The organism is Kitasatospora sp. NPDC001660 (assembly GCF_053596725.1).
Map to the genome: position 1 here is coordinate 1 of NZ_JBSFGU010000061.1, position 22160 is coordinate 22160.

29 protein-coding genes and 2 pseudogenes are annotated in these 22160 nt (G+C 71.5%); 9 read left to right on the top strand and 22 right to left on the bottom strand.

Translation table 11 applies throughout. The annotated features are described in order from the left end of the window. Positions 1–253: 253 nt before the first annotated feature. The 3 genes from ACWCXH_RS35615 to ACWCXH_RS35625 form a co-directional block, all read right to left on the bottom strand. Complete coding sequence (locus tag ACWCXH_RS35615) at positions 254–1879, bottom strand: replication-relaxation family protein (RefSeq protein WP_449805649.1); 1626 nt, start codon at positions 1877–1879, stop codon at positions 254–256. A 918-nt stretch (positions 1880–2797) separates the two neighbouring features. Then, on the bottom strand, positions 2798–3721 hold the full coding sequence (locus tag ACWCXH_RS35620) for a hypothetical protein (RefSeq protein ID WP_449805650.1): 924 nt from the start codon (positions 3719–3721) through the stop codon (positions 2798–2800). 244 nt (positions 3722–3965) lie between these two features. Further along, positions 3966–4193, bottom strand: coding sequence for a hypothetical protein (locus ACWCXH_RS35625; RefSeq protein ID WP_449805651.1), 228 nt, complete (start codon positions 4191–4193; stop codon positions 3966–3968). Between the two features lie 374 nt (positions 4194–4567). On the opposite strand from ACWCXH_RS35625, the gene ACWCXH_RS35630 reads away from it, so the two are divergent. From ACWCXH_RS35630 to ACWCXH_RS35645, 4 genes and pseudogenes are all read left to right on the top strand, one after another. Next, positions 4568–4741, top strand: coding sequence for a hypothetical protein (locus tag ACWCXH_RS35630; RefSeq protein ID WP_449805652.1), 174 nt, complete (start codon positions 4568–4570; stop codon positions 4739–4741). Positions 4742–5008: 267 nt separating this feature from the next. Then, a complete protein-coding gene (locus ACWCXH_RS35635; protein WP_449805653.1) occupies positions 5009–5317 on the top strand; it encodes a hypothetical protein in 309 nt (102 codons plus the stop codon). Between the two features lie 128 nt (positions 5318–5445). Beyond that, positions 5446–5673, top strand: coding sequence for a hypothetical protein (locus tag ACWCXH_RS35640; RefSeq protein WP_449805654.1), 228 nt, complete (start codon positions 5446–5448; stop codon positions 5671–5673). An 86-nt stretch (positions 5674–5759) separates the two neighbouring features. Then, positions 5760–6436, top strand: a pseudogene (locus tag ACWCXH_RS35645) (IS3 family transposase); the annotation flags it as partial. Between the two features lie 182 nt (positions 6437–6618). Here the strand turns inward: ACWCXH_RS35645 and ACWCXH_RS35650 are convergent. The 3 genes from ACWCXH_RS35650 to ACWCXH_RS35660 are packed head-to-tail and all read right to left on the bottom strand — an operon-like array spanning position 6619 to position 8205. Then, the gene (locus tag ACWCXH_RS35650) at positions 6619–7467 is read right to left on the bottom strand and encodes a helix-turn-helix domain-containing protein (RefSeq protein WP_449805655.1); all 849 of its coding nucleotides are present in this window, start codon (positions 7465–7467) and stop codon (positions 6619–6621) included. Between the two features lie 38 nt (positions 7468–7505). Then, positions 7506–8033 carry a DUF6879 family protein gene (locus tag ACWCXH_RS35655; RefSeq protein WP_449805656.1) on the bottom strand — a complete coding sequence of 176 codons (528 nt, stop codon included), beginning with the start codon at positions 8031–8033 and terminating at the stop codon, positions 7506–7508. Next, on the bottom strand, positions 7987–8205 hold the full coding sequence (locus ACWCXH_RS35660; protein ID WP_449805657.1) for a hypothetical protein: 219 nt from the start codon (positions 8203–8205) through the stop codon (positions 7987–7989). Before ACWCXH_RS35660 ends, ACWCXH_RS35655 begins: the two co-directional genes overlap by 47 nt. A gap of 504 nt (positions 8206–8709) precedes the next feature. On the opposite strand from ACWCXH_RS35660, the gene ACWCXH_RS35665 reads away from it, so the two are divergent. Both ACWCXH_RS35665 and ACWCXH_RS35670 read left to right on the top strand, forming a co-directional pair. Further along, positions 8710–9426, top strand: coding sequence for a nucleotide-binding protein (locus ACWCXH_RS35665; RefSeq protein WP_449805658.1), 717 nt, complete (start codon positions 8710–8712; stop codon positions 9424–9426). Further along, complete coding sequence (locus ACWCXH_RS35670) at positions 9423–10457, top strand: ParB/RepB/Spo0J family partition protein (RefSeq protein ID WP_449805659.1); 1035 nt, start codon at positions 9423–9425, stop codon at positions 10455–10457. The genes ACWCXH_RS35665 and ACWCXH_RS35670 overlap by 4 nt, the downstream gene beginning before the upstream one ends. Before the next feature lie 283 nt (positions 10458–10740). Here ACWCXH_RS35670 and ACWCXH_RS35675 read toward each other — a convergent pair whose 3' ends face one another. Continuing rightward, positions 10741–10911 (bottom strand): hypothetical protein, encoded by a 171-nt coding sequence (locus ACWCXH_RS35675; protein WP_449805660.1) that lies wholly within the window; start codon positions 10909–10911, stop codon positions 10741–10743. Positions 10912–11203: 292 nt separating this feature from the next. Between ACWCXH_RS35675 and ACWCXH_RS35680 the strand changes: the two genes are divergently transcribed. Further along, positions 11204–12391 (top strand): alpha/beta hydrolase family protein, encoded by a 1188-nt coding sequence (locus ACWCXH_RS35680; protein WP_449805661.1) that lies wholly within the window; start codon positions 11204–11206, stop codon positions 12389–12391. A gap of 60 nt (positions 12392–12451) precedes the next feature. Here ACWCXH_RS35680 and ACWCXH_RS35685 read toward each other — a convergent pair whose 3' ends face one another. The 4 genes from ACWCXH_RS35685 to ACWCXH_RS35700 all read right to left on the bottom strand — a co-directional run bounded on the left by ACWCXH_RS35685 (position 12452) and on the right by ACWCXH_RS35700 (position 14074). Continuing rightward, entirely contained in the window at positions 12452–12751 is a 300-nt protein-coding gene (locus tag ACWCXH_RS35685) for a hypothetical protein (RefSeq protein WP_449805662.1), read from the bottom strand. A 103-nt stretch (positions 12752–12854) separates the two neighbouring features. Continuing rightward, positions 12855–13400 (bottom strand): AAA family ATPase, encoded by a 546-nt coding sequence (locus ACWCXH_RS35690; RefSeq protein ID WP_449805663.1) that lies wholly within the window; start codon positions 13398–13400, stop codon positions 12855–12857. Positions 13401–13451: 51 nt separating this feature from the next. Further along, on the bottom strand, positions 13452–13904 hold the full coding sequence (locus ACWCXH_RS35695) for a protein kilB (protein ID WP_449805664.1): 453 nt from the start codon (positions 13902–13904) through the stop codon (positions 13452–13454). After that, on the bottom strand, positions 13904–14074 hold the full coding sequence (locus ACWCXH_RS35700; protein WP_449805665.1) for a hypothetical protein: 171 nt from the start codon (positions 14072–14074) through the stop codon (positions 13904–13906). The genes ACWCXH_RS35695 and ACWCXH_RS35700 overlap by 1 nt, the downstream gene beginning before the upstream one ends. Positions 14075–14111: 37 nt before the next feature. Here ACWCXH_RS35700 and ACWCXH_RS35705 point away from each other — a divergent pair, with 37 nt between their 5' ends. Then, positions 14112–14681: a hypothetical protein gene (locus ACWCXH_RS35705; protein ID WP_449805666.1), complete on the top strand. Its 570-nt coding sequence runs from the start codon at positions 14112–14114 to the stop codon at positions 14679–14681. Further along, positions 14678–14896 (top strand): annotated as a pseudogene (locus ACWCXH_RS35710) (DUF6262 family protein); the annotation flags it as partial. The gene ACWCXH_RS35705 and the pseudogene ACWCXH_RS35710, both read left to right, overlap by 4 nt. A gap of 29 nt (positions 14897–14925) precedes the next feature. On the opposite strand, the gene ACWCXH_RS35715 reads toward ACWCXH_RS35710, so the two are convergent. The 11 genes from ACWCXH_RS35715 to ACWCXH_RS35765 all read right to left on the bottom strand — a co-directional run bounded on the left by ACWCXH_RS35715 (position 14926) and on the right by ACWCXH_RS35765 (position 22158). Beyond that, positions 14926–15126 carry a hypothetical protein gene (locus ACWCXH_RS35715; RefSeq protein ID WP_449805693.1) on the bottom strand — a complete coding sequence of 67 codons (201 nt, stop codon included), beginning with the start codon at positions 15124–15126 and terminating at the stop codon, positions 14926–14928. 128 nt (positions 15127–15254) lie between these two features. Then, on the bottom strand, positions 15255–15608 hold the full coding sequence (locus tag ACWCXH_RS35720; RefSeq protein WP_449805667.1) for a hypothetical protein: 354 nt from the start codon (positions 15606–15608) through the stop codon (positions 15255–15257). 116 nt (positions 15609–15724) lie between these two features. Then, on the bottom strand, positions 15725–16294 hold the full coding sequence (locus tag ACWCXH_RS35725; protein WP_449805668.1) for a hypothetical protein: 570 nt from the start codon (positions 16292–16294) through the stop codon (positions 15725–15727). A 36-nt stretch (positions 16295–16330) separates the two neighbouring features. Next, positions 16331–16774: a RapZ C-terminal domain-containing protein gene (locus ACWCXH_RS35730; RefSeq protein ID WP_449805669.1), complete on the bottom strand. Its 444-nt coding sequence runs from the start codon at positions 16772–16774 to the stop codon at positions 16331–16333. Positions 16775–16934: 160 nt separating this feature from the next. After that, the gene (locus ACWCXH_RS35735) at positions 16935–17792 is read right to left on the bottom strand and encodes an endonuclease/exonuclease/phosphatase family protein (RefSeq protein WP_449805670.1); all 858 of its coding nucleotides are present in this window, start codon (positions 17790–17792) and stop codon (positions 16935–16937) included. 377 nt (positions 17793–18169) lie between these two features. Further along, positions 18170–19003 (bottom strand): hypothetical protein, encoded by an 834-nt coding sequence (locus tag ACWCXH_RS35740; RefSeq protein WP_449805671.1) that lies wholly within the window; start codon positions 19001–19003, stop codon positions 18170–18172. 107 nt (positions 19004–19110) lie between these two features. Next, on the bottom strand, positions 19111–19725 hold the full coding sequence (locus ACWCXH_RS35745; protein ID WP_449805672.1) for a hypothetical protein: 615 nt from the start codon (positions 19723–19725) through the stop codon (positions 19111–19113). Positions 19726–20175: 450 nt separating this feature from the next. After that, positions 20176–21189, bottom strand: a complete 1014-nt coding sequence (locus tag ACWCXH_RS35750; RefSeq protein WP_449805673.1) for a hypothetical protein — start codon at positions 21187–21189, stop codon at positions 20176–20178. A 24-nt stretch (positions 21190–21213) separates the two neighbouring features. Continuing rightward, positions 21214–21444, bottom strand: a complete 231-nt coding sequence (locus ACWCXH_RS35755; RefSeq protein WP_449805674.1) for a hypothetical protein — start codon at positions 21442–21444, stop codon at positions 21214–21216. After that, entirely contained in the window at positions 21441–21779 is a 339-nt protein-coding gene (locus ACWCXH_RS35760) for a hypothetical protein (RefSeq protein ID WP_449805675.1), read from the bottom strand. Before ACWCXH_RS35760 ends, ACWCXH_RS35755 begins: the two co-directional genes overlap by 4 nt. 145 nt (positions 21780–21924) lie before the next feature. Then, on the bottom strand, positions 21925–22158 hold the full coding sequence (locus ACWCXH_RS35765; protein WP_449805676.1) for a hypothetical protein: 234 nt from the start codon (positions 22156–22158) through the stop codon (positions 21925–21927). Between the last annotated feature and the right edge of the window lie 2 nt (positions 22159–22160).

Sequence of the window (22160 nt, forward strand, 5' to 3'; positions counted from 1 at the left end):
GAAAGCTACCTCGCCGGCCTTCACCTTCGCGGCGCAATGATCTGGATCAAGGACCTCACCCGAACCCATTGATCACGACCGAATACGCGTCCTAGCCGCAACGCCGTGTAGATGGGGGTAGGGCCTGTGTCGCCGGGGGGCAGCCTGACGCCCTTCTCGGCACCCCCGAGTCCAGCCCGAGACCGAGATCGCCCCCGCAAACGGCCCGCACAGCCCCTCTGCGGGCCGCTGCCCGTGAGGAGACCCGCCGGGGTCATCCGCGGTCGGGGTACTTCTCGACGTGGTGCAGGCGGATGTGCCAGTACGGGTCGTCGAGCTTGCCGGCGGCGGCGCGGCGGCGGTCGCGGTTGGTGGGCAGGGGCAGGATGATCGGCGGGTGGCCGGTGTTCCTGCGCTTGAACGCGCAGTTGGGGCATTCCAGGCGGTACGGGTCGGCGGGTTCGCGTAGTTCGGCGATCGAGTCCGGCTTGCCGCCGATGGAGCCCCGGCAGGTGTAGCAGGGGTGCATGGCCGCGTTCGCCCGGCGGGCGGCGAGCAGCTCGTTGCGCTCGCGAGCGTCGTCGGCTTCCTTCTGGCAGTCGTGGCAGAGCTCGGTGCCGTCGCTGGCGCCGCGCTTGTAGTCGTACTCGTCTTCGCGGCGGTTGCAGCCGGGGCAGCGGGTGGCCTCCAGTCGCTGGTGTTCCTTGTCCTGGGCGGCTTGCTTCTCTGCGGCCAGGCGGGCGCGGGTACGGGTGAGGTAGTCGCGGTTGGCGAGCGCGTCGGTGAGGGTCTGCCACTGGTGGCTGCCGAAGCGCCACCAGATCGGCGCGTGCGGGCCCTTGGCTTTCAGGTCCTCCAGGGTGCAGGCCAGGATCGGGATCCGGGCGGTGAAGTCGAAGTCGCCGTTCGGCCGCCAGTGCCGGCGGGTGAGGGCCTGGACCTCGTTGATCGTGTTGAGCAGGGCGCGCTCGCCGGCGCCGGCCAGGACGAGGGCGATCGGCGGCAGCGTTTTCGCCGGGGCGGTGGGGTACTTGCGCCGCCACACCGGCAGCTGCTTCACCGCGGACGGGTGCCCTTGGTGGGTGGGGTCCTTGTAGGTGAGGGCGAAGTACTCGGCGTACCCGTCGAACTTCCTGGCGATCTTCGCGTTGTCGCCGTTGTGGAGGTCGACCTCCACCAGGAGCACCGGCACGCGGTCGCCGGGGGCGGTCAGGACCGCGTCGGCGATCTGCTGACGGCCCGCGGGCAGGGGGTGGGAGTCCTCGGTGGTCCAGTCGGCGATCGTGCCGATGCCGCCGCCGGGGGTGTTGGCGCAGGTGATGGCGACGATGGCGTCGTTGACCGCCATCGCGTGCGGGGCCCCGGTGCCGCGACCGAGCGAGCGGGCCCTGCTGCCCATCTTCCGCCCCCTGGGCAGCGTGGTGGCAGCGGCGTCCAGACCCAGCTCGGTAAGCCCCCAGATCACCGCCCCAGCCCCCGCAGGGCGCACCGGCAGACGCCTGGTCGTCTTCACCTTCGGCGCGGCCTGGACGTCGCTGCCGTCGTCGCCCCCGGGGTCCGGCTTCGTCTTGAGGCCGGCGGTCTTGCCGCGCTGCTCGGCCAGCCGGTTCAGCGCGAGGTCCCGCAGCCCGCTCGCGACAGTGTTCGGCTGCTCATGGCCGGGCTGCGCGAGCTGCCAGACCTGCTTGACGGTCGCGGCCTTCAGCACGCCCAGCACCTGGAGGATGCTCTCGCGCAGCGGGTTGGTGGATCCGTTGGGGTAGGCCTTCGCCCGCACGAACGCAGTCCGCTGCTTCGGCATCCCCGCCCGCGCCCGCCCGTCGCCGTGCTCCTGGAGGTCGCTGCGCTCGCCGTGCTCCTGGACGCCGCTCCACCCATCGCGTTCCTGATCGTCACTCATGCCGTCGCTCCCCGCTGCTCCCGCTGATCTTCCGACCCGTCCTCGATACCGCACACCTCCGACAGCCCGCCCGGCCACCGACCACCACCCCCGGCGCCCGCACCGGTGCCGCCCACCGGCGGCGAGGCCGCCCGGCCGGCGGAGGGAAGGCCACAGCGGCCCGGGAGCGCGACGAACCCCGCCGACACCCGACCACCACCAACCGCCAACACCAACAACCAGAGGTATGAGGGGGAGTAAGGGGTTTCCGGGATTCCCGGGAAACCGCTTTGACGGTGCTGACCTGCGGAAACGTGCGAAACGGCCGCGCGAGCGGTGGTCGGGGAGATGGTCGGGGAAGACGTCGGGGAGCAGCCGGGGGAACCGTCGTGCTTGCCCGGGGCTTTGACGGCCTGTTGGCGGGGCGGAATCACCGCCGGGGCCGGATGGGGCCGGCGTAGCCGCGCGGGGCCGCTGCGCGGGCGTCCTGTCCCGTCCGGCGGGCCCGGAATCGCGGGCGTGGGCGGTGTGGTGGCGGTCATCAAGGTGGCCTTCCGTCAGGAGCGGGCCGGGGCGGCGCGATGGCCGGCCCTGGCAACCGGGCGGTGTGCCCGGGTGCGCCCGACGATGCACATCACCCCCTTGACCGATGTCTGGACCAGGCGTTGTCCCACCCCTGGACCAGGCTGGTTGTCCCGCCCGGATTGCCCCGGTCCTGCCCCTTGTCCTCCCGGTATGTCCGTGACCGGAGTCACCGTGGGGAAGGCCGTCAAGGTATCCGTCGGGAACCTTGACGGTTTCCCGCGCCGGGTCCCGGGACGCGGGGTCCGCTACCGCCGGGCGGGCGCGTTGACCTGCGGCGTCAAGGGATCCATCAAGGTCTGCGGGCGCGTCTTGATGGTCTCCGGCGGGTGGTCTCCCGCTGCTCTGGCGGGCTGGTCAGAGGTTCTGCAGGTACGCCTGCTGGACGGTGCGGGCGGCCTGCTCGGGGGTGTCATGCAGCATCGCTTCCTGGGTGGCCTGGTCACCGATGAAGTAGCCCTCGTACACCGCCACCCACTTCCCGGCTTCGAGGCCGGGCAGGGCACGCTCGGTCCAGCCGACCTGGTGGCCCTCGCCGAGGACGAGGCAGACGTCGGGGTTGACGGTCCAGCCGGCCAGCGACCACCAGTCGCCGAACACGCGCGGGTCCAGGGCGACGGCCACGTCGGTGTCCGGCAGGCGGCGCAGCATCGGGTCGGTGGGGACGGTGAGCTCCGCGGGCGGCTCCGGGGTCTCGGTGGTCGGCGGGGCGGGCTGGTCTGCGGTCTGCTGGGCGAGGTGCTGGTCGACGAGGTCGCGCAGCCGCGCGCCGCCGGTTTCGTCGCCGTCACGGAACCCGGCGGCCTCCGGCTCGTCCGGGCTGGCGGGAGTTTCGTTGCCGCGACGGAACTGGTTGTCCGTGGCCCCGGGTCGCGCGGCGGGCTGGGCGGCGTCCGTGCTGTTCTCGTTCGGGGTTTCGTTGCGGGCCGCCCGTTCCAGGGCCGCCTGGTCCAGCAGGTGGGCGGCGGCGGCGCGCAGCGTCTGGAGCGCGGAGTCGGCCGCTTCGCCGGGTTCGGTGTCGAGGGCGTCGGCCAGGGCGTTGGTGGCTTCCTGGACGGCGGCGGCCAGCTCCATCAGCCGGCCGCGGGGCGCCGGGACCGTCGGCTGCGGCGCGGCCTGGGCCGCCTCGGCGCGGCGCCGGCGGTGCGCGGCCGAGCGGCACGTCGCCCCGCAGTACCGGGCCGGCCGTCCTGTTGCGGCGACCTGGAGCGCGCGCCCGCACTCCAGACACGCGGGGGCGTGTTCGGGCAGGTCAACAAGCGTCGGCTGGTCCATGGTCACCCGCACACCCTAGGCGTTTCGTTGCACTGCAACGAAACTGGCGCCCGGGGCCGGCCCGCTCCCCGCGGTTCAAAAGATGGCGGGGTGTCCGGTGCCCTCGGGTTTCGTGGCGGCCACGAAACCCGAGGGCGCCGGACACCCCGCCAAGGCGCCGCGTTCCGTTGCGGCAACGAAACGGCCTTCCCCTGATCCGTGGCCCCGGTCTGAGCCGGGCACGGCCCGCCGGGTCCGCTGCGGCGTGTTGTCAGGCGGGGGTCTGGGCGGCGAGACCGCCGGGGCCCAGGCGCCGCCGGCCGCCCCGCGCGGGGGCCTGGCCGGGCGCGGCGTCGGGCGTGCCCGGGGCCGGGGTGGAGAACGGCGAGCGTTCCACGGGCAGCAGCCGCTCGCCGAGCGGCTGGTCGACCGCGGTGTCGGGGTGGGAGAACGGCTGGGTCAGCGGGCGCCGCGCCGGACGGGCGGGTTGATCACTCATGGCTGACATCCTGTCACCCAGGTGCCGTGGGGAAGGCGTGGTTGCCGGCCTCGGTGTCCGGCACCATGCCGAACGGCTCGGGCTTTCGGATCGGGGTGCCAAACGGGTAGGGGCCGTCGACGGCGAGAAGGTGCAAGTGCGGTTCTGCCGGCCGGCGGGCAGGGCAGACTGCCGTCATGTGGGATCCCGAAACTGAGCTCCAGGAGCACGCCGAGCGGTACGCCGCCGCCAATGGCGGCCGCCACCCGTTCACCGACGCCTGGCCGTGGGCGGAGGCGATCGTCACCTGATACCGGCAGCGCCCGCAGCGCCTGACGACCTGGCGCTCCGAGGTCGTCCTGCCCGAGGACGACTGGGCACTGGTCACCGCCGGAGTGGCCGAGGCGCTGCGGCTGATGATGCGCACCAACGAGCTGGGCGACATCAACGTCGGCGTTCTCGCCGACGAGCTGTTGCTGTGGGCGCGGACGGGAGAGGACTACCCGCGTCCGGGGGCGGCCGGGTGCCCCCGTAATTTCGCCGCAAGCGTTCAAGGAATCTACTGTTGACGGCGGACATCCCGAGAGCCTGGTGATGGATTGGCTTTCCCGGCGAGGAGGCCGAATCGGGGCAGAGTCAACGAAGGACGCGGCACAGGCTTGGCAGCAAGAAATATCCGACCTATGGAAGGGAAATAATAAGCCGATCCTGCGCTTTGACGATGCACTTGTTGCAGATTCTGCAGGGCAAGACCGCTTGACCATCATTACAAATGATGTCAAGTTTTATAAGAGGCTCAATGACCTGGGGTATCCGAATGAGAGGTACTAGTGGGAGTGTACAGCCGCCTGGATGTTGCCGCGCTGCATCCTTGCCGAAACTGCCGAAGCATTGATCACCTCATGCTCCAGTTCCGCTTCGGAAGCATGCGCATGCAAGTTTACTCACTCGGCTCCACTGTCGAATGGGGTGGAAATAGCGAAGGGGAGAGGCAAGCTGGACGATTTGATCTAATTGCCTATCCCGAGCGCTGCCCGGTTTGCGGCCATGAAGACGATGATATGTACGTCATTGAATTTTCCGGAGATGTAATATCTGGCTATCGGATTGCTACCGGCGAGGATTTGGCAACCCTGGACTGGTAGCGTTGACTATTGGTCCGTGTCCCACCTTTGGGATCCTCTGACGAATAAGGGTGGCCTCCTCGTAATTGGTCTTGGGGAGGCCACCTTGGTGTCTGATGGCAGGACTTTACTCGGTCAAGGGCGCGTAGTTGGGGCGGCGGCTCTACGGTTTTTTCGCCGCCCACCGCGCCATCGCGCTCGAGCTGCTGCCGCAGCTGCCGCCGGGGCAGGCGGCCCTGGTCGAGCCACTCACCGATCTCGGTGACCGCGTGCCAGAGGTTCGATCCGACTCGCTGCCGGAGCTGTTCACCAGCCCGCCGTGGACGCGGCCGCGCTCCAACGGCAAGCCCCGGGTCGTGTCCCGCCGAGTGGTGTAGCGGATCACTCCAGGATGGTGTTCGTGGTGCTGGGTTGAACCGCCCCGGGTTCGGTGGGGACTCGATTTCGTGTAAGGAATCGAGTCATGGCACGTCCCACGTCCTACCCGCCTGAGCTGCGCCGTCGTGCGGTGCGCATGGTCACCGAGGTCCTCGGTGACCACCCGAACGAGTCGGCTGCGCTGCGAGCCGTCGCGGAGAAGCTGGGCATCGGCTCCGCCGAGACGCTGCGCAACTGGGTGCGGCGGGACCAGGTCGACTCCGGGCAGCGCCCGGGCACGACCACAGAGGAGTCCGCGCAGATCAAGGCGATGAAGAAGGAGATCGCCGAACTCAAGCGCGCGAACGAGATCCTCAAGGCCGCGGCGAGTTTCTTCGCGGCCGAGCTCGACCGGCCACACCTGCGCTCGTAGCGTTCATCGACGAGCACCGGGACCGCTTCGGCGGCGTCGAGCCGATCTGCCGCGTGCTCACCGAGCACGGCTGCAGTATCGCCCCCTCCACCTACTACGCCCACCGCAGGCGTCTGGCCTCCCCGGCCCCCCGCACCGTGCGCGACGAGGAACTCAAGGAGCTCATCAAGGAGGTCTACCACGCCAACTACCGTGTCTACGGGGCCCGGAAGATCTGGCGGGAGCTGGGCCGACAGGGCCACGCGGTGGCCCGCTGTACGGTCGAGCGCCTGATGCGCGAGCTCGGCATCGCCGGCGCCGTGCGCGGCAAGAAGGTGATCACCACCATCTCGGAGCCGGCCGCCCGCCGGGTTGTCGAAGCTGCGGTCTGCTCGCGGGCATGGCGGTACTCCAGGGCGTCGGAGGGTGGGGCGCCGCCCGGGGCGTCCGCGGTGCCGAGGGGGATCGGTCAGGTCCTCGCACCGGGCGGCATCAACGACGGTAGGGAGCGCCGCCAGGAGTGCTCAACGAAGTTGCGCCATCTTGCGCCCTGTCACCCCAGTGCGGTGATGGCGGCGGTGATCAGTTGACGGGCTTTCACCCCGCGGACGGCTATGGATGCCAGGTCGGTGAAGGTGCGGACGTACTCGGCTATCTCGCGCGGCTGGGTGATCCGCAGGTATCCGGAGGTCAGCTCGACCGCCACCTCGGCGTCGTCGAACATGTAGAAGTCCTCGACCGGCAGGTGCGGCCGGCCCGGTCCTGTCGGGATGATGCCGATGCTGACGAACGGGCTGGAGGAGACGGCGAGCAGGTGGCCGAGCTGACCGGCCATCGTCGCCGGGTCGCAGACCGCGGCGCGGAGCACGTACTCCTCGATCAGCAGGCCGAAGCGGTGCCGGCCGGAGAACAGCATCCGCTGCCGCTCCACCCGGGCCTCGACCGCGTCCTCGACGTCGTCGACGGCAACGCGCTCGCGCTGGATCGCGCGCAGCACGGCGGTGGTGTATTCGGGGGTCTGCACCATGCCGGGCATGACGCGGCTGGCGTAGACGCGGAAGAGGCTGGTGCGGCGATAGAGGGCGGCCACGGACTCCTGGGCGGCGCGCAGGCCGGTGCGCTCCATGCGGCGCCACTCGGTGTACATGGAGTCGACCGCGCGGGCGGCGGCGATGAGGTCGGGGACCTGGTCGTCGGCGCTGCAGGCGGTGCACCAGGCTCGCAGGTCGTCCTCGGAGGGGGCGGACTTGCCGCTCTGGATCCGGGAGGTCTTCGCTGGGTGCCACCCGCAGCGGGCGGATAGCTCGTCGCCGGTCAGGCCTGCGTCCTTGCGCAGGCCGACCAGGCGGTTGGCGAGCGCCTTGCGCGCCTCGATGACGCTGGACGACGGGGACGACGACATGGTGCTGGCTGCCCGGCGGGTGGTGGTGGACGGGTGGGTCAGACGGTGTACTGCGTGTGTGGGACTGCCCGTTCCCACACCGCCTCGAAGGCGCCGGTCACCATCTTCACCACGGCCGGATCCTCGGTGACCTCGTGACCGGCCCACTCCCCGTCACCGGTGAACCAGTGGTACAGGACCAGGCGCTCGTCGACCAGCCACAGGTCATTGCCCGGCAGCGCGAGGTCGGACGCCTTCGACCTGGGCAGCCAGCGGACCTGCTCGCCGAGCGCGACGTTGTGCCGCTCGGTGATCGCGTGCTCCCACCGGATGTAGGCGGTGACCGGCTCCGAGACGATCCGGGCCCGGCGCATCACCACCCCTCGGGTGATGGTCTCCTTCACGATGCCGGCCCAGGCGGTGTACTCCTCGGGCAAGTCGTACGCCTCGGGGCGATCCACCGGCAGGCCGGCTCGCCAGTCGGCGAACACCGGGTCGTCCATGTAGGAGTCGCGCATCTCCAGGTGGCACGCGGAGCGCTCAGCGCTCCTCAGCAGGGCGCCAAAGTCCGGCACGCTCGGCTTCATCGCACACCTTTCGCAGGAACGGGATCATCCGGACCGGGATCCGGACGACACCCTCGTGGTCCGGGACGCCGGTGGGGTGACCCTCCACCCACTCGGTCTCGCTGATCACGCGGTACATCTCCATGTCGGGCAGCCAGCCCTGAATGACGATCTCCGCCTTCTCATCCTCCAACCACACGGTCGGAGAGCCACCGTTGGGCGTGTCCGGGTCGATGCCCCCCCCTGAACCGTAGTGCCATGACCGCTCCTCCTGCCAAGCCGGTTGCGGATCCTTGCACCTCCACCGTTCCGCTCCGCTGACAGGCCGTCAAGGGCGCCCGGGCGCAGCGGGGAGGCACACGCCGCACGACGGGGCCCGAGGCCGAAAGTCCCGGCCTCGGGCCCGTGGCTCGGTCAGGCGGTACGGATCTTGCCGTCGGCGATCAGGCAGCCGATGTGACTCGGCCAGTCCCGCGCCGCGCCAGCGGCCTAGCGCGAGGAGCAGCGCGGAAACTGGATCCCGCCACCAGCACCGAGTCGCTGTTGCGCGCGGGGTTGTCCGTGTACATCGTTGACGGGGGCTCCGTCGTGCGGTGCGCCACGCCCGCACACCCACCCATATGTGCCCTGAACTGGATCTTCTGGCATCCTGTGGCGGTCCGAAGTACCAGCCAACTGGGAATCACACGGAGCTTCCATGGCACACGTGCATGTCCTTCTGAACCAGAAGGGCGGCGTCGGAAAGTCGACGCTGACCGTCAACCTCGCTGCGGTCACCGCCGAGGTCATCGGCCGCAAGGCTGGCGAACAACCTCCCGTCCTCGCAGTCTCCGTCGACCCGCAGGGGTCCACCGCCTGGTGGTCCAACCGCGTCGGCGACGAACTGCCCTTCCTCTTCACCCAGGCGCACAACGACCTCGGGTCGTTGCGCAAGCTGCGCGCCGTCAAGTCGGTCCGGCACATCTTCGTCGACACCCCGGGTTGGCTCGACTTGTCCGACGACGACACCAACGCCGACCCGCTCGGCGACGGCAAGGCCGCGGACATCCTCCGTGCTGTACTGGACAACGCCGATAGCGTGATCCTGCCGATCGAGCCGGAGCCCCTCGGCTTCAAGCCGACCGTCCGCACGGTCCGCCAGATCGTCGAGCCCCGTGGCCTGCCGTACACCGTTGTCGTCAACAACTGGGACCCGCGAGACGGAGACGTCGACTTGCGACAGACCCAGGAGTTCGTCGAGAAGAACGGCTTCCCCCTGGCGAAGACCGTCGTACGGCACTACAAGGTCCACTCCCGCGCGGCTGCGGAAGGCCTGGTCGTCACCCAGTACAAGCCCAACCGGGCCTCCTTCGAAGCCCGCGAGGACTTCTTCAAGCTGGCCCTGGAGCTCAACCTGAACGGATCCGCCCGATGAGCCGCCGCGTCAACCTTGCCGACATGCTCGACGGCGAGCCCCTCGACGAGCCCACCCACGCCGCGCCCAAGGCTCCGGTCCTCGGCATCGGGCAGATCTCGCACAACCCCGACAACCCCCGCGGGGCCATCGACGAGACCGACCAGGAGTTCCTGGACCTGGTCACCAGCATCGAGGCCGTCGGCGTAATCACCCCGCTGACCGTCTGTACTGCGGCCGAGTTCCTCCGGCACAATCCGCGCCACTCCGGGGGGATCGCGGGGTACCAGTACGTCGTCGTGGCGGGGCACCGCCGCCTCGAGGCCGCCCGCCGGGCCGGCCTCACCGAGGTGCCTGCGGTCATCAACGACAACGCCGCGGAGGACCCGCTCGTGTGGGCGGTCGCCGAGAACCTCCTGCGCGTGGGCCTCACTCCCATCCAGGAGGCCCACACCCTGCAGGTTCTTACCGATAAGCCTCCGACCGGCCGCGGAATGTCGCAGAGCAAGGTCGCCAAGGGCATCGGCAAGACCCAGGCTTTCGTGTCTTTCCGCATCGCGCTGCTCAACCTGGTGCCGGAGCTCCAGGCCAAGGTGAACTCCGGCGAACTCGGGGTGAAGGCTGCCCGCGCCTACACAAGCCTGCCGCCTGAGCAGCAGCTCGGCGCCTACGAAGTCTCGCTGCAGCAGCCTGTCCAAGCCCCGGCTCCGGAGAAGCCAGCGCCGCTTCCCGGACGGGCGCAGGTGGCCGCACCGACCCCCACAACTCCGGCGGAGACTTCGGGTCCCCGCCCTGTTTCGGTGGAACGATCGCCTCGGGAACCCGCCACGGATAGCAGCGCTGCGGGCAACGAGCGGCGTGACGCTCCGGTGGTGCTCGCCGAGGCTGCGGCTGATGTGCCGGAGCAGCGGGCGCCTCTCGCATCGGCATCGTCGGTCCCGGACGTCGACTGGCATGACATCAGCGCTTTCGTCGCCGCCATCGGGTTGGTGCTCGACAAGACGGAGATGTACGAGCTGGCTGAGGCACTGATCGAGGACCTCCGCGACTGACGCTCCCTATAACCGGGTTATGGCCGACAAGCAGGACGTGTACTTGCCCCGGGCATCTTGGGGAGCTTCCCTCCTTGAGCGCGGCCCATAACCGGGTTATAGCCGCCAGGCCGGGACACCGCCACAACTTCGGATCCCAAGAAGGGCCCCGGTATAACCGGGTTATGGTCGACTTCCGACCGCATCGCCGCAGGCGTCTCCCCGCCAGGCCACTGAAACGCAGAAGGGCCCGCTTCCATCGGCTTCGACACCGATGGAAGCGGGCCCTTCACTGTGCTGGGGATCAGACTGGGGCGAGAACACTGGCCCGTCCCAGGCCGATCGCTCGGCTGACGGTGGCGAAGGTGTCGGTGGCGAGGGTTTCGGTCCAGTTGCCGGCGTGGTGGACGGCGCGGTCGTCCACGTACGCGGCGGCGCCCAGCTTGGTGCTGGTGACCAGAATCGGGCCGCCCACCGTCAGCCTTGTTCCGGCACGCCCGTGTCGCGCGAGCAACATGTCTCGCAGGACTAGTGCAACGCCGCGTTGATCCTTCGGGGGTTCATGCGGCTTGGAGTGGGCTGCCGTCGTAGGTCCAGCGGTAGGACTTGGCGTCGTGTTCGTCGTAGGCCAAGACGAAGGTGGCGCTCGACGATGCCCGTGATGGGAACCTCGCGCCGCTCGGGATCTCAGGGTGTAGCCAGCACTACCCTCAAGACGGAAACCAGTGTGATCGAGCGTCAGGGCGGGGCCGGGCAGGATCGTGCCCGTGAACACCACCTCGAACCGCAAGCGCCGTATCAGCGCTGTCGCAATCCTGGCTCTCGCCGCATCAGTGGCCCCGACCGGCACCGGACTCGCCGCCACCACCTTGCCGTCCACCGTGCACGCGACCACCGCCACAGCTGCCGCCGCGCCCCCGCGGTCCTTCCAGGGCACGCTCCCCGCGCCGACCGGCCCCTACGCCGCCGGCGAGGACGTCATCCACCTCACCGACGCGAGCCGTCTTGACCCGTGGGTGCCGTCATCCGGCCCCCGCCAACTGGCCGTCACGATGGTCTACCCGGCCGTCCCCGGAACCGGGACTCCGGCCCCTTACATGACCCTCGCCGAGGCAGCCGGAATCGTCCAACGGCAGAATTTGCCGGCGAGCTCCGGCGTCACCCCACAGACCCTTTCCAGCGTCACCACTCACGCCTTCGACGGCGCGCGGCCCCAACGCGGCAAGTATCCGCTGGTGGTCCTCTCACCCGCGCACGAGGACCCGCGCATCACGCTCACCTCGCTCGCGACCGACCTGGCCAGTCACGGCTACGTCGTCGCGCTCGTCGGCGACACCTACGAGGACAGCGGCAAGACGCTGGCGAACGGCCAGACGCCGCCGTGCGCGATCTGCGATGACCCGACGCTGATCGACTCTATCCCCGCCAGCCGCGCGCGGGACGTGTCCTTCTTGATCGACCAGTTGACGCATGGCAATACCGCGTGGCGCCTGGCACACCTCATCGACAAGCACGAGATCGGCATGGCCGGACATTCCATCGGCGGAGCGGCGGCCGCCGCCACGATGATCGCCGACCCGCGAGTACGGGCCGGAGTGAACATGGACGGCAAGTTCCACCCGGCCCCGATGCCCGGCCAGATCAACCGGCCGTTCCTCATGCTGGGCGAGGCCGACGGCGGCGGCGGGGACACCACGTGGGGGCAGACCTGGGCCGCCCTCGGCGGCTACAAGAAGTGGCTGACGGTCGCCGGCGCCGACCACTTCAGCTTCTCCGACCTGGACCTGCTTCACGAGCAGGCCGGGTTCCCGACGCCGCCCCTCTCCCCGGAACGCGGGGTGGAGATCACCCGCGAGTACGTGACAGCGTTCTTCGACCAGACGCTGAAGAGGATCCACCGTCCGCTGCTGGACGGCCCCTCGCCGAACAACCCGGAAGTACTTTTCCAGTACTAGCTAGGCGCTAGCAGCGAGGCCTGCTCGTATCGGGTCCCCCGGCGCTGTCGCACACTGCAACTACGCAGGGACAATGGTCCAGTACGCCCGGTCCTCGGCCGGATCGACGAATGCCTCCAGCCCGAAGTACCAGGTGACCCAGTCGGCGATCTCCGGCAGCCAGTGACGCGGACGGGCGGTGAACACGAAAACGGCGCGCTGCCCCGCAACGGCGCGCAGTGCCTCGATGGCGCCGGGCTGTGGCAGGCCGATGCGGCCGCCCTGCCATCCCTGGTCGATCGCGAGGGTGCCGTCCAGGTCGAAGCCGACGGCTTGGGAGGCGGGGCTGTCGGGGCGGGGAGTGATGACGGTGCGGTGCATGTGGTCCTCCAGGCTCGGCGGTGGAATCGGTGCGGGGGAGCGGCCGAGCGCCCCGCCGCCGGTCCTGGGTGCCGTGGGCGGGGCGTGGGGCCGGTATGCGGCGTCAGCGCCCGGCGCGGCTGACCGCCGGGTAGAGCCGGACCTCGTCGAAGCCCTCGGCAGCCAGGCCGGGGAGGGCTTCGACGGCGAGCTGGTGCTGCCAGCGCACGATGTCGTACGGCACCCGCCGGCTGGGCGGCCGGAGCGAGTTTCGGCGCAAGCAGAGGTCGAGCTGGGCGGTGCAGGCGATGGCGAGCAGCCGCCGGCCGTGGCGGCGGGCCCGTTCGACCAGCCGGGCGCGCACGGCCTGTTCGACGTTGGTCGAGTCGCAGACCACGGTGCGGTTCCGTCGCAGCCGGGCTTCGAGCACCAGGTCGTGGATCTGGACCGCCTCGGCCGTGGCGTCCTGGTCCCCAGCGTCGCCTCCGGTCACGAGGGCGCGGAGGTCGTCGAGGGAGACGACCTGGCTGGAGGGAACGGCGCGGGCGTAGGTGCTCTTGCCGGAGCCGGCCGGGCCGATGAGCACCACCAGGGTCCCCGGGGCGATCGGAGCGTGGGCAGCGATCATCGTGTGGTCGTCGGGGGTCAGGTTTTTGCGCCAGTCGCTCATGATGGGCGCTCCTTCGGGGTCGGTAATCGGGTGGGTGGTCAGGCCAGTTGTTCAGCGGCGGCGGTGACCAGAGCGGACGCGCGCCGTCGTGGCCGCGGTGCGGGCCTTGTCGAGCGCGGCCTGGTCGGCGGCGCCGCGCATCGCGTAGGTGGCCTGCTCGGCCGTGTTGGCGACGTCGGCCAGCGCGGGCGCGAGGATCGACAGGGTCACCAGCGGTGCGGTGATCTCCCCTCGGGTGCGGTGGCTCTCCGAGCGGGCCTCGGCGTACACGGACTCATCGGCGCCGGTGAGCCGCAGCCGCTCGCGCGCGTACATCGCGAGGCGGTGGGCGGCGAGCGCGGCCATCAGGGCGGTGACGGCCTGGATGAGTTCGCGGCGCTGCTCCTGGGCGTTGTCGGCGGCGCGGCCCGCTTGGGCGGCCCGGTGCTGGAGAAGGGCGGCGCTGAGGGTGCCGGCGATGGTGCCGCCGACGCCGACCAGGGCGAGCAGGACCTCGGTGGCCATCAGGACCTCGCCGGGCGCGAGGTGGTCCGGCGGGGGTCGAGTCCGGTGAGCGCCTCCGGGCGGCGGGACCAGCGCGCGTAGTCGACGGCGCTCGCGGGGTAGGTGCTGTTCATCATGCTGCCGGAGTCGTCGATGGCGTCCCGGAGGCGGTCCAGGCGCTGCCAGGCCACCCCGGACGTTCTCCAGGCTTTGATGGACCACCGGCAGATGTCGACAACCGAGGGCTACTACCGGGTCGGCCAAGAACGCAAGCGCGAGGCGGTCGACCGGGTCACCGCCCTGCAGTTCGACCGGCACGACAACCGCGTCTGGCGCAAGGTCCAGGGACTACTGGACTCGGAGCACGTCCGCCGGGCGATCGGCGAAGTCGCCACCGCCTACGGCGTCTGCCTGGAACCGTCCAACGTGGCGGCCGGTGGCCACGCCTGCCCGCTGCGGTTCCGCTGCGTGGGCTGCGACCACTTCCGCACCGACATCTCTTACCTGCCGGACCTGGAACGCTACCTCGCCGACCTGCTGCGCAGCCGCGAGCGGCTGATGTCCGCGTTCGAGGCCGACGACTGGGCCCGCTCGGAGATCATGCCGTCCGAAGAGGAGATCCGCCGGGTCCGGCGCCTGATCACTCGGGTCAAAGCCGACCTGGACGACCTCACTTCGGAAGACCAGGCCCAGACCGAAGAGGCGGTCGCCGTGGTCCGCCGCGGACGTACCGTCATGCTCGGCCTGCCGAAAGTCCGACAGCCCCTGCCTGACATCCACCCCTGGAGGACCACATGATCCCCGCGCTGCACGACAGCCGCCAGTCCGACACCGACCGCAGGCGACAACGCGTCGCCACCGTGATCAAGCAGGCAACGAAGGACGGCGCCCCGATCAGCGTCTCGGGCATTGCCCGACAAGCCGGAGTGGACCGCACCTTCCTCTACAGGCACCGCGACCTCCTGGCCCTGGTCCACGCCGCCGAACTCGAACCCGCCGGCCAGGACCCGGCCGCCAGCTCGCCGGTCAGCCGTGCGTCTCTTCAAGCCGACCTCGCCAACGCCCAGGCCCGCTGCTCGGCGCTGCGCAGACTGGCCGGGCGGTTGCTGCGGCGGGCGTTGTCCTCGCGCAGCGCCTCGAGGCAGCCGCACTCCGCAGTGGCGGGCACCTTGCGGTAGATGTGCTGCCGGTAGCCCTTCATGGTGCCGTGGGCGATGCCGGTTTCCTGTCCGATGACGCTCATGGGCGTCACCTCCCAGATCGTGGGGTGGTGTCGGCCGGACGGCCGCGCCGCGCGCCACCGGCCCCATGCCGTCGTGCTGGTGGCATGGGGCCGGTGGCGGGCAGCGTCAGCTCCCGGACGGAGGCCCGTCAGAAGTCGTGCTCGTCGCCGAGTTCGTCAGCGAGCTCGCAGGCCATGTCGTAGCTGTCACGCAGGTGCTTCTCGGCCTGGCGCAGGAGCACGGGCCGGTCAGCCTCTTCGGCGGTGCGGGCATCGGCGAGGTAGGCCGCGGCCAGCTCCAGCGTCTCGGCGTCCTCGTCGCGGTGGGCCTGGGTCAGGAACTGGGCGGCGTCGGCCACCACAGCGACCAGCGCCGCGTCGTCGATGCTGGTCGGGTCGGCGGGGACGGGGTTGTTGTCGCGGCCGGCAATGTAGGCCAGCGCGCGCCCGTGGCGGTGAGCCAGGCTGGCGAAGGTCGGGGCGGCAGCGGTGGTCTTGGACATGGTGATCCATTCCTTCGTGGGTGGTGTCGGCCGGACGGCCGCGCCGCGCACCACCGCCCCCGCGCTCTCGTGCTGTGGCGCGGGGGCGGTGGTGGGCAGCGTGAGCGTCCGGACGGTCAGGCCCGGTCGTGGGCGCGGGTGACGGCGTCGGCGAGGTGGAGGACGGCGGCGGTCAGCCCACCGAGCTGCTCGGCGACGGCGTGGCCGTCCGGGGTGAGGTGGTCCGCATTCAGCCGGCGACTGGCGGCGAGCGCGCTGGCCCGCAGATCCTGCGGCACGGGCCGAGGCGCGGGAGCGCCCTCGTGCCGGGCCGCGACGACGTCGCCCAGATCGGTGAGAGGCCGGGAGATCCGGGGTCCGCCCGACCAGGGGTCCCAGAAGTCCTGGACAGCCACGGCCACCGAGCCGCTGTCGTCATCCCAGGTGGCGAACACCTCGTACAGCTCGCGCTCGTCGTCGGCGTCCAGCAGCAGCGCCGGCTGCAGGGCCAGTCCCGGGGCGACGTCGGCGGGCCGGATCGGGGTGATGCCGAGCTCGGCCAGGCGGGCGTTGACCTGGTCGGCTTGGCGCCGCAGGCGCAGGTACTCGTCGGTCTGCCGGTCCAGGCGCTGCGCCTGGTAGGCGGACTCGGCCTTCTGGTACCAGGCGGGCTGCTCGGTGCCGGTGGTCGGGGTGGTGTCGGTCATCGCGGAGGGTGTCCTTCCTCGGGTTGGTGGTGTTGGTCAGGTCCAGGCGCTGGTGGGGTCGTCGCTGGCCGGCTGTGTGGCGGTCAGCGACGGGAGCGGGCGGTCCACGACCGGCTTGTCGATGTCGCGGTGCGCCACGTGAACGTCGTGGCCGAGGGCGGCCAGTCGGCGGCCGAGCTCGTTGGCCAGGTAGCCGGCCCTGTGCTTTCCTCCGGCGCAGCCGACCGCGATGGTCAGCGGCACCGTGTCGGCGGCGGGTCCGGCGGCGAAGGCGCGGGCGGCAGCCACCGTGGCGTCCAGGAGCTGCGGGATGCCGGGGGTGGCGGCCACCTTGTCCTGGATGGTGCGGTGGCGGGCCGTCAGGTGCCGGACGGCCTGGTCGTGGTGGGGGTCGCGGAAGTGGTCCCGGACGTCCAGGACGAGGTGCGCGGCGGGGGCGGGGCCGTGGAGGTGGCCGAAGGAGGTGATCTCGATACGCACCGAGGGTGTGCCTTCCTAGTCGCGGAGTCCGGCCGGGAGGCCGCGCCGCGCACCACCGCGCCCCGCCTGCCGAGCCTGGATGGCTCGGCGGCGGGGCGCGGTAGTGGGCAGCGTCACTGCCCGGAGCCGCGGTGTCGGCGTCAGGCCGGTCGGCGCGCGGTCACCGGTACGTCCACGGTCGGCTGGTGTCTATGCGGTCGGTGTCGAGGGTGACGGCCAGGCCGTGGTGGTCGCTCGCGCCGTGCGGGTCGTCGAGCAGGGTGTAGGAGTCGATGGCCGGGGCGAGTGGGGCGGAGACCCACAGCTGGTCGATCCGGTCGTCGCTGCCGGTCCGGCGCAGCAGGTCGTCGTCGTCGGTCTGCTGGCGGAGGTGCCAGGCGACGTCGACCAGTCCGTTCGCGGCGAGCTTCCAGGCGACGCGGCGGTCCGGGGCGGGCTGCTGGTCGAGTGCCGGGTCGGAGAGCAGGGTGCGGGAGCCGTAGTTGTAGGGACGCATGCGGTGCCATGCCGGGTCGGGGCCGGCCAGCGGTGGGTAGTTGATGTCGCCGCCGAGGATGCAGTAGGGACCGAGGCGGTAGGTCCTGCTCGCGGCGAAGTCGGCCTCGGCGACGGCCCGGTCCGCACTGTACGGGGTGAGGTGCACGCTGGTGACGGCGAGTGGGGTGGGCAGGCCGGGGATGGGGAAGCCGGCGGTACCGAAGCCGTGGTGGGTCTCGTCGGCGGCGTAGTCGGTGGTCCAGCTGGTACGGCGGCCCAGGGTCTCGCGCCGGTAGAGCAGTGCGGTGCCGCGGCCGCTGCGGCTGGGAGCGAGGAGCGCGTCCAGGCCGAGGTCCTGCTCGGCGCGGACGAGTTGGCGGTGTCCGGCGTCCGTCCACCCTTCGGCTTCTTGGAGCAGCACCAGGTCGGGGGTGGCTTTGGCGATCCGCTCGGCGAGCAGCGGCCAGCGGTCCTCGGGGGAGCCGTCACCGGCGCGCAAGCCTCCGCGCTGCAGGTTCTGGACGACGATGGTCAGCTTCATGCTCTTCCTTCTCTTCAGCGGATTCGGCCGGGCGGCCGCGCCGCGCACCACCGCACCCCCGCTTCCCGGCTTGGCTGGCCGATGAGTGGGGCGCGCGGTGGTGGGCAGCGTCAGCGTCCGGCGGTGGTCAGTCCAGTCCGGCGCGCAGCTGGTCGGCGCGGGCCTGGGCGAGCTGCGCGGCTTGGGGGTTGAGGGCGGCGCCTCGGGCCGCGGCTTCGGTGAGGATCCGGATGAGGCTCATCGGTCCTCCGGTTCGTGCGGCGGGGTCCGGCCGGGCGGCCGCGCCGCTCGCCGCTGCGCCCCGCCTGCCGAGCCTGGATGGCTCGGCGGCGGGACGCAGTGGCGGGCAGCATCACGGCCCGGAGAACTCCGGTGCGTCAGTGGCCGGGGCGGGCCATCGAGCGGCAGGCCGCGGCGTGGCCGTTCGCGTCCTCGTGGGCCTTGTTCCGCTCGCTCGGCAGGTACGGGTCGCCGAAGGCGTTCACTGAGCCGCGGGTGTCGCAGCCCCGGCACGTCCAGGTGAAGCCGTCGACCTCGTACCAGCGGTCGCTGACGTAGGGGCGGCCCTGGGCGGTGTAGTTGGTACGGAACCGGCGGGTCATCAGGTCGACGTGGGCGCCGCCGACGGTCAGGTAGCGGGCCAGGACGCCCTCGGGCCAGGCGACGGTCCAGGTGGTACTGGTGCTCATCAGGGATTCCTTTCGGGTCTGACAGGTGCTGGTGAGCGGCTGACAGCGGGCGAGGACGGCGGCGGCGACGGTCTCGAAGGCGTGGTGGACGGCGCCGTCCATGCAGTACGCGCCGTTCATGCCGTGGTCGGCGAGGCGGTAGAAGTTGCCCTTGCCGGTGGCCTCCGCGAACCGCTGAAGAAGGCCGTTCGGAACCCTGCGGTCGATCGCGTAGTGCGTCAGCCCGCTGACCGCGAGGGCGGCAGCCACCTGGCCCGGACGCAGGCGCAGGCCGAGCGCGCGGGCCCCGAGGAGAAGGGCCCCGGCCTGGGTGGCCGAGTAGGTCAGGCAGTGAATCGCGCACGCCCGGCGGCCAGCGGTGGTGCCGTGGACGGTGCCGTCGTCGCCGGTGACGGGGGCGGCGTCGGTAGCGCCCTTGGTACGGGCACAGTGGTCGGTCTGGACGAGGTGGTCACCGACGTCCGCCCCGACGCGCAGCAGGGCGTAGGCGGCGGCGAAGCGGGCGGTGCGGGAGCTGGTCATGGCGGTGCCTCCGTGGTCGGGGTCCGGCCGGGCGGCCGCGCCGCGCACCACCGCGCACCACCGCTGCGGCCTGTCGGCCGGACGGTGGGGCACGGTGGTGGGCAGCGTCACTGCCCGGAGGACTCGACGCACCCGCATGTAGGGGCGAACTGCCAGCCATCGGGGGTGCGCCGACCGATGGGCCCGGCGCCGGGGATGCCGCTGCCGCCGCAGGTGGTGCAGGCGACGTCGGCGCCGGGGTCGAGCGCCCATTCCAGGCGGCAGGCCGGGCAGCGGGCGCAGTCGGCGTAGTCGTCGGTGCCGGCGACCGCCTCGCCGTACTCCTCGATGCCCTGGTGGTGGCAGCGCGGGCAGGTGATCCTGTGTCGCCTGGTGCGGACGGCGTGGCCAAGGGGGTCGGCGATCACACCGAGCAGCACCTGGTGGTTGATGGCCTCGTACTCGGCGACCCGGTGGGCAAGAGCCAGCGCCTGCTCCCGGGTGTGCTTGTAGGCGACGGCGCGGCCGATATCCCAGACGGGCCGCCAGCCGCCGTCCTCACCCTCGGTCCAGGCCCGCAGGCCGACCAGGGCGCCGTCGGTCACCGCCCAGCCGTCTCCGGTCTCGTCGCGGCGCACGACGACCTCGCCGTACCCGCCGACCGGCATCACCCGGGGGATCGGTACGCGGAACTCGACGACGAGTGCCAGCTGCTGCTCCACGGTCAGGGTGTTGCTGTCCATGTCTCTCCTCTTCTTGCAGGTGTCGGGGCCGGGCCGGTTGGGCGAGCGTCAGTCCAGTCCGGCGCGCAGCTGGTCGGCGCGCTCCTGGGCGAGGCAGGCGGCCGTGGGGTTGATGGCGGCGCCCCGGGCGGCGGCCTCGGTGAGGATGCGGATGAGGGCCTTGCGGCTGTCCGGGGGTCCAGGGCGGGCATGGGCCGGCCGTCGCGGGCAGCAGCGACCCGGGCGGCGAGCGGCTCGAGGTCGCGCAGGTCGGCCCGGTATCGCGGGTCGGCCGGGGCGGGGTCGTGGGGCATGGGAATTCCTCTCCGGTGTGTGGCTCCGGCCGGACGGCCGCGCCGCGCACCCTCGCGCCCCGCCGTCCGGGCCTGGCTGGACCGAAGGCGGGGCGCGAGGGTGCGCGGCGTCAGTGCCCGGAGGACTGGTGCGGAGTCTCGAGGCGGGCGGCGGAGGTCAGACGGTCGCCGGGCTCTCGGCGGCCTGGGCGGCGCGCCTGTCGCGGGCGGTGGTGTAGGAGTCGATCCACGCCTGCGGCTGGTGGCCGAGGGTCTCGGCGTCGTCGACGGCGAGCTCCGGGAAGTCGCCGGCCTCGAGTTCGCCGTTGATATCGGCGAGCGCGAGTTCCGTGGTGCGCGGGTCGATCACCCGCAGGACCTGGAGCAGGCGGTACGCCGTCCAGGCGTGCGCTCCGGCCTGGACATGGGCGGCGATCGCCGCGCGGTCCTCGCCGCCGACGACGTCGTACAGCTCCTGGGCCGAGATGAGGACCTGTCGGAGGAGGTCTTCGGTCATGGCCGGTGCCGCGTCGCCGTCGGCCGGCAGCGGCAGGTCGACGTCCGCGCCGGTGCTGTGGCCGATCGATGCGGCCCAGTCGGCGGCGAGCGCGGCCCGGCTCGGCGCCTCCTGGTGGATCTGGCGGACAGGCATCTGCAGGCCGATGAAGTCGAGCCCGGCCAGGATGAACGGCGCCTCGGGCGAGGCCTGGCTGATCTGCAGGTGGCGGCCGGCCTGCGCCCAGCGGGCCAGGTACTGCGTGTCCAGGCCGGCGATGTCGACCGTCTCTGCGGAACAGCCGAGGTGCTTGCCCAGCAGGGCCTGCCACGGGGCGTGGACGCCGTCCATGGTCGGCACGGCGATGCGGCCCGCGGTGCTGACCGCGGTCAGCTGGCCGGGTTCGACGGACAGGTCAACGGTGTCGCGGTGGCTGGGGTGGGCCTCGGCCCAAGCGTGCAGGTAGGCGATGTGCACGGCGCCGACGGTGGCGCTCCACTCGTCCTCGCACTCGCGCAGCCGGCGGCGAGCGACGGCGAGCGTGTGGCGGTCGGTGGCGACGGCGTGCAGGTGGGTGCCGTCGTTGGCGAAGTGGACGCCGGCCAGGATCGGCGTGCTGCCGGTCGGGGCGGCCATGTGCGGCATGACCTGGGTGAGGGCCTCGGCGAGCTGGTGGGCGGCAACGGTGGTGGCCATTCGGGCGGGTCCTTCCGGCTGGTGTCAGGTGGTGGGGTGCTGGGTGGGGCGGTAGAGGTCGTGGGTGCGGGCGGCGGGCCGGGCGGGCCACTGGGGGGTGTTCCAGGCGGTGCCCGGGCCCCACTCGTACTGGCAGCTCGCGCAGCGCCAGAACGCGGGCGGGTGGTGTTCCAGGTCGTGGCCCCAGCAGTGCGGGCAGACGATGCGGGCGGGGCGCAGCCGGGTGACGGCCTGCTGGAGGAGGGTGCGGATCACCGGGTGGTGGCCGGGGCGGTCGTGGCCGGGATGGCGGGCGCCGGGGTGGTGGCGTTCGCGGCCCAGCGCAGTGCGGCGAGGGCGGCGACGGCGAGCATCACGCCGGCCAGGAGCAGGACGAAGAAGGTGGCGTCGCGGCGGACCGCGCTGCGGACGGCGGCGACGTCGGCGGCGGTGGGCTCGTGCCGGCTGGCGGGCGGCTGGTCGGCGGGCAGCTGCACGATGATGACCCGCTCGCCGGGTCCGGTCTGGCCGGTGTACGGGGCCGGCTGCTGCGCCTGGTAGGGGATCGGGGTGTGGGTGGCGGGGCGGTGCTGCTGGCGGGGGATCGTCACTGTGAATCTCCTGGTGGGCGGGTTGTTGTGGCGGCGTGGGTCCGGCCGGGTGGCCGCGCCGCGCACCGGAGCGCCCCACCGCCCCGCCGTGGAGCGGGGTGCTGGGGCGCGGCCGGTGGGCAGCGTCAGTGCCCGGAAGGACGGGTCAGTGCGCGGTGATCAGGACGAGGAGGGCGATCACGGCGACGGCGACCAGCACCGTGGGGAACCTGCTGGAGTTCTCGAGCTGCTTGATCTCGGCGTAGATGGCGTCGCATTCGGCCTGGAGGCCGGTGTGGGCGGCGGTGCCGGGGGTGAGGTTGGCGAGGGTGGCGGAGCGGTCGTGGAGGAGCTGTCGCAGTTCGGCGAGGCGGGCGTCGCGGGATATGGCCCAGGACATGC

Bases quoted from the DNA above. Each gene is read 5' to 3' on its own strand.
- ACWCXH_RS35735 (WP_449805670.1), bottom strand. From the start codon at position 17,792: ATGAAGCTGACCATCGTCGTCCAGAACCTGCAGCGCGGAGGCTTGCGC.
- ACWCXH_RS35685 (WP_449805662.1), bottom strand. From the start codon at position 12,751: ATGCACCGCACCGTCATCACTCCCCGCCCCGACAGCCCCGCCTCCCAA.
- ACWCXH_RS35745 (WP_449805672.1), bottom strand. From the start codon at position 19,725: ATGGACAGCAACACCCTGACCGTGGAGCAGCAGCTGGCACTCGTCGTC.
- ACWCXH_RS35720 (WP_449805667.1), bottom strand. From the start codon at position 15,608: ATGTCCAAGACCACCGCTGCCGCCCCGACCTTCGCCAGCCTGGCTCAC.
- ACWCXH_RS35765 (WP_449805676.1), bottom strand. From the start codon at position 22,158: ATGTCCTGGGCCATATCCCGCGACGCCCGCCTCGCCGAACTGCGACAG.
- ACWCXH_RS35740 (WP_449805671.1), bottom strand. From the start codon at position 19,003: ATGACCAGCTCCCGCACCGCCCGCTTCGCCGCCGCCTACGCCCTGCTG.
- ACWCXH_RS35655 (WP_449805656.1), bottom strand. From the start codon at position 8,033: ATGAAGCCGAGCGTGCCGGACTTTGGCGCCCTGCTGAGGAGCGCTGAG.
- ACWCXH_RS35625 (WP_449805651.1), bottom strand. From the start codon at position 4,193: ATGAGTGATCAACCCGCCCGTCCGGCGCGGCGCCCGCTGACCCAGCCG.
- ACWCXH_RS35650 (WP_449805655.1), bottom strand. From the start codon at position 7,467: ATGTCGTCGTCCCCGTCGTCCAGCGTCATCGAGGCGCGCAAGGCGCTC.
- ACWCXH_RS35695 (WP_449805664.1), bottom strand. From the start codon at position 13,904: ATGGCCACCGAGGTCCTGCTCGCCCTGGTCGGCGTCGGCGGCACCATC.
- ACWCXH_RS35705 (WP_449805666.1), top strand. From the start codon at position 14,112: ATGTCGACAACCGAGGGCTACTACCGGGTCGGCCAAGAACGCAAGCGC.
- ACWCXH_RS35665 (WP_449805658.1), top strand. From the start codon at position 8,710: ATGGCACACGTGCATGTCCTTCTGAACCAGAAGGGCGGCGTCGGAAAG.
- ACWCXH_RS35690 (WP_449805663.1), bottom strand. From the start codon at position 13,400: ATGAGCGACTGGCGCAAAAACCTGACCCCCGACGACCACACGATGATC.
- ACWCXH_RS35670 (WP_449805659.1), top strand. From the start codon at position 9,423: ATGAGCCGCCGCGTCAACCTTGCCGACATGCTCGACGGCGAGCCCCTC.
- ACWCXH_RS35615 (WP_449805649.1), bottom strand. From the start codon at position 1,879: ATGAGTGACGATCAGGAACGCGATGGGTGGAGCGGCGTCCAGGAGCAC.
- ACWCXH_RS35715 (WP_449805693.1), bottom strand. From the start codon at position 15,126: ATGAGCGTCATCGGACAGGAAACCGGCATCGCCCACGGCACCATGAAG.
- ACWCXH_RS35725 (WP_449805668.1), bottom strand. From the start codon at position 16,294: ATGACCGACACCACCCCGACCACCGGCACCGAGCAGCCCGCCTGGTAC.
- ACWCXH_RS35750 (WP_449805673.1), bottom strand. From the start codon at position 21,189: ATGGCCACCACCGTTGCCGCCCACCAGCTCGCCGAGGCCCTCACCCAG.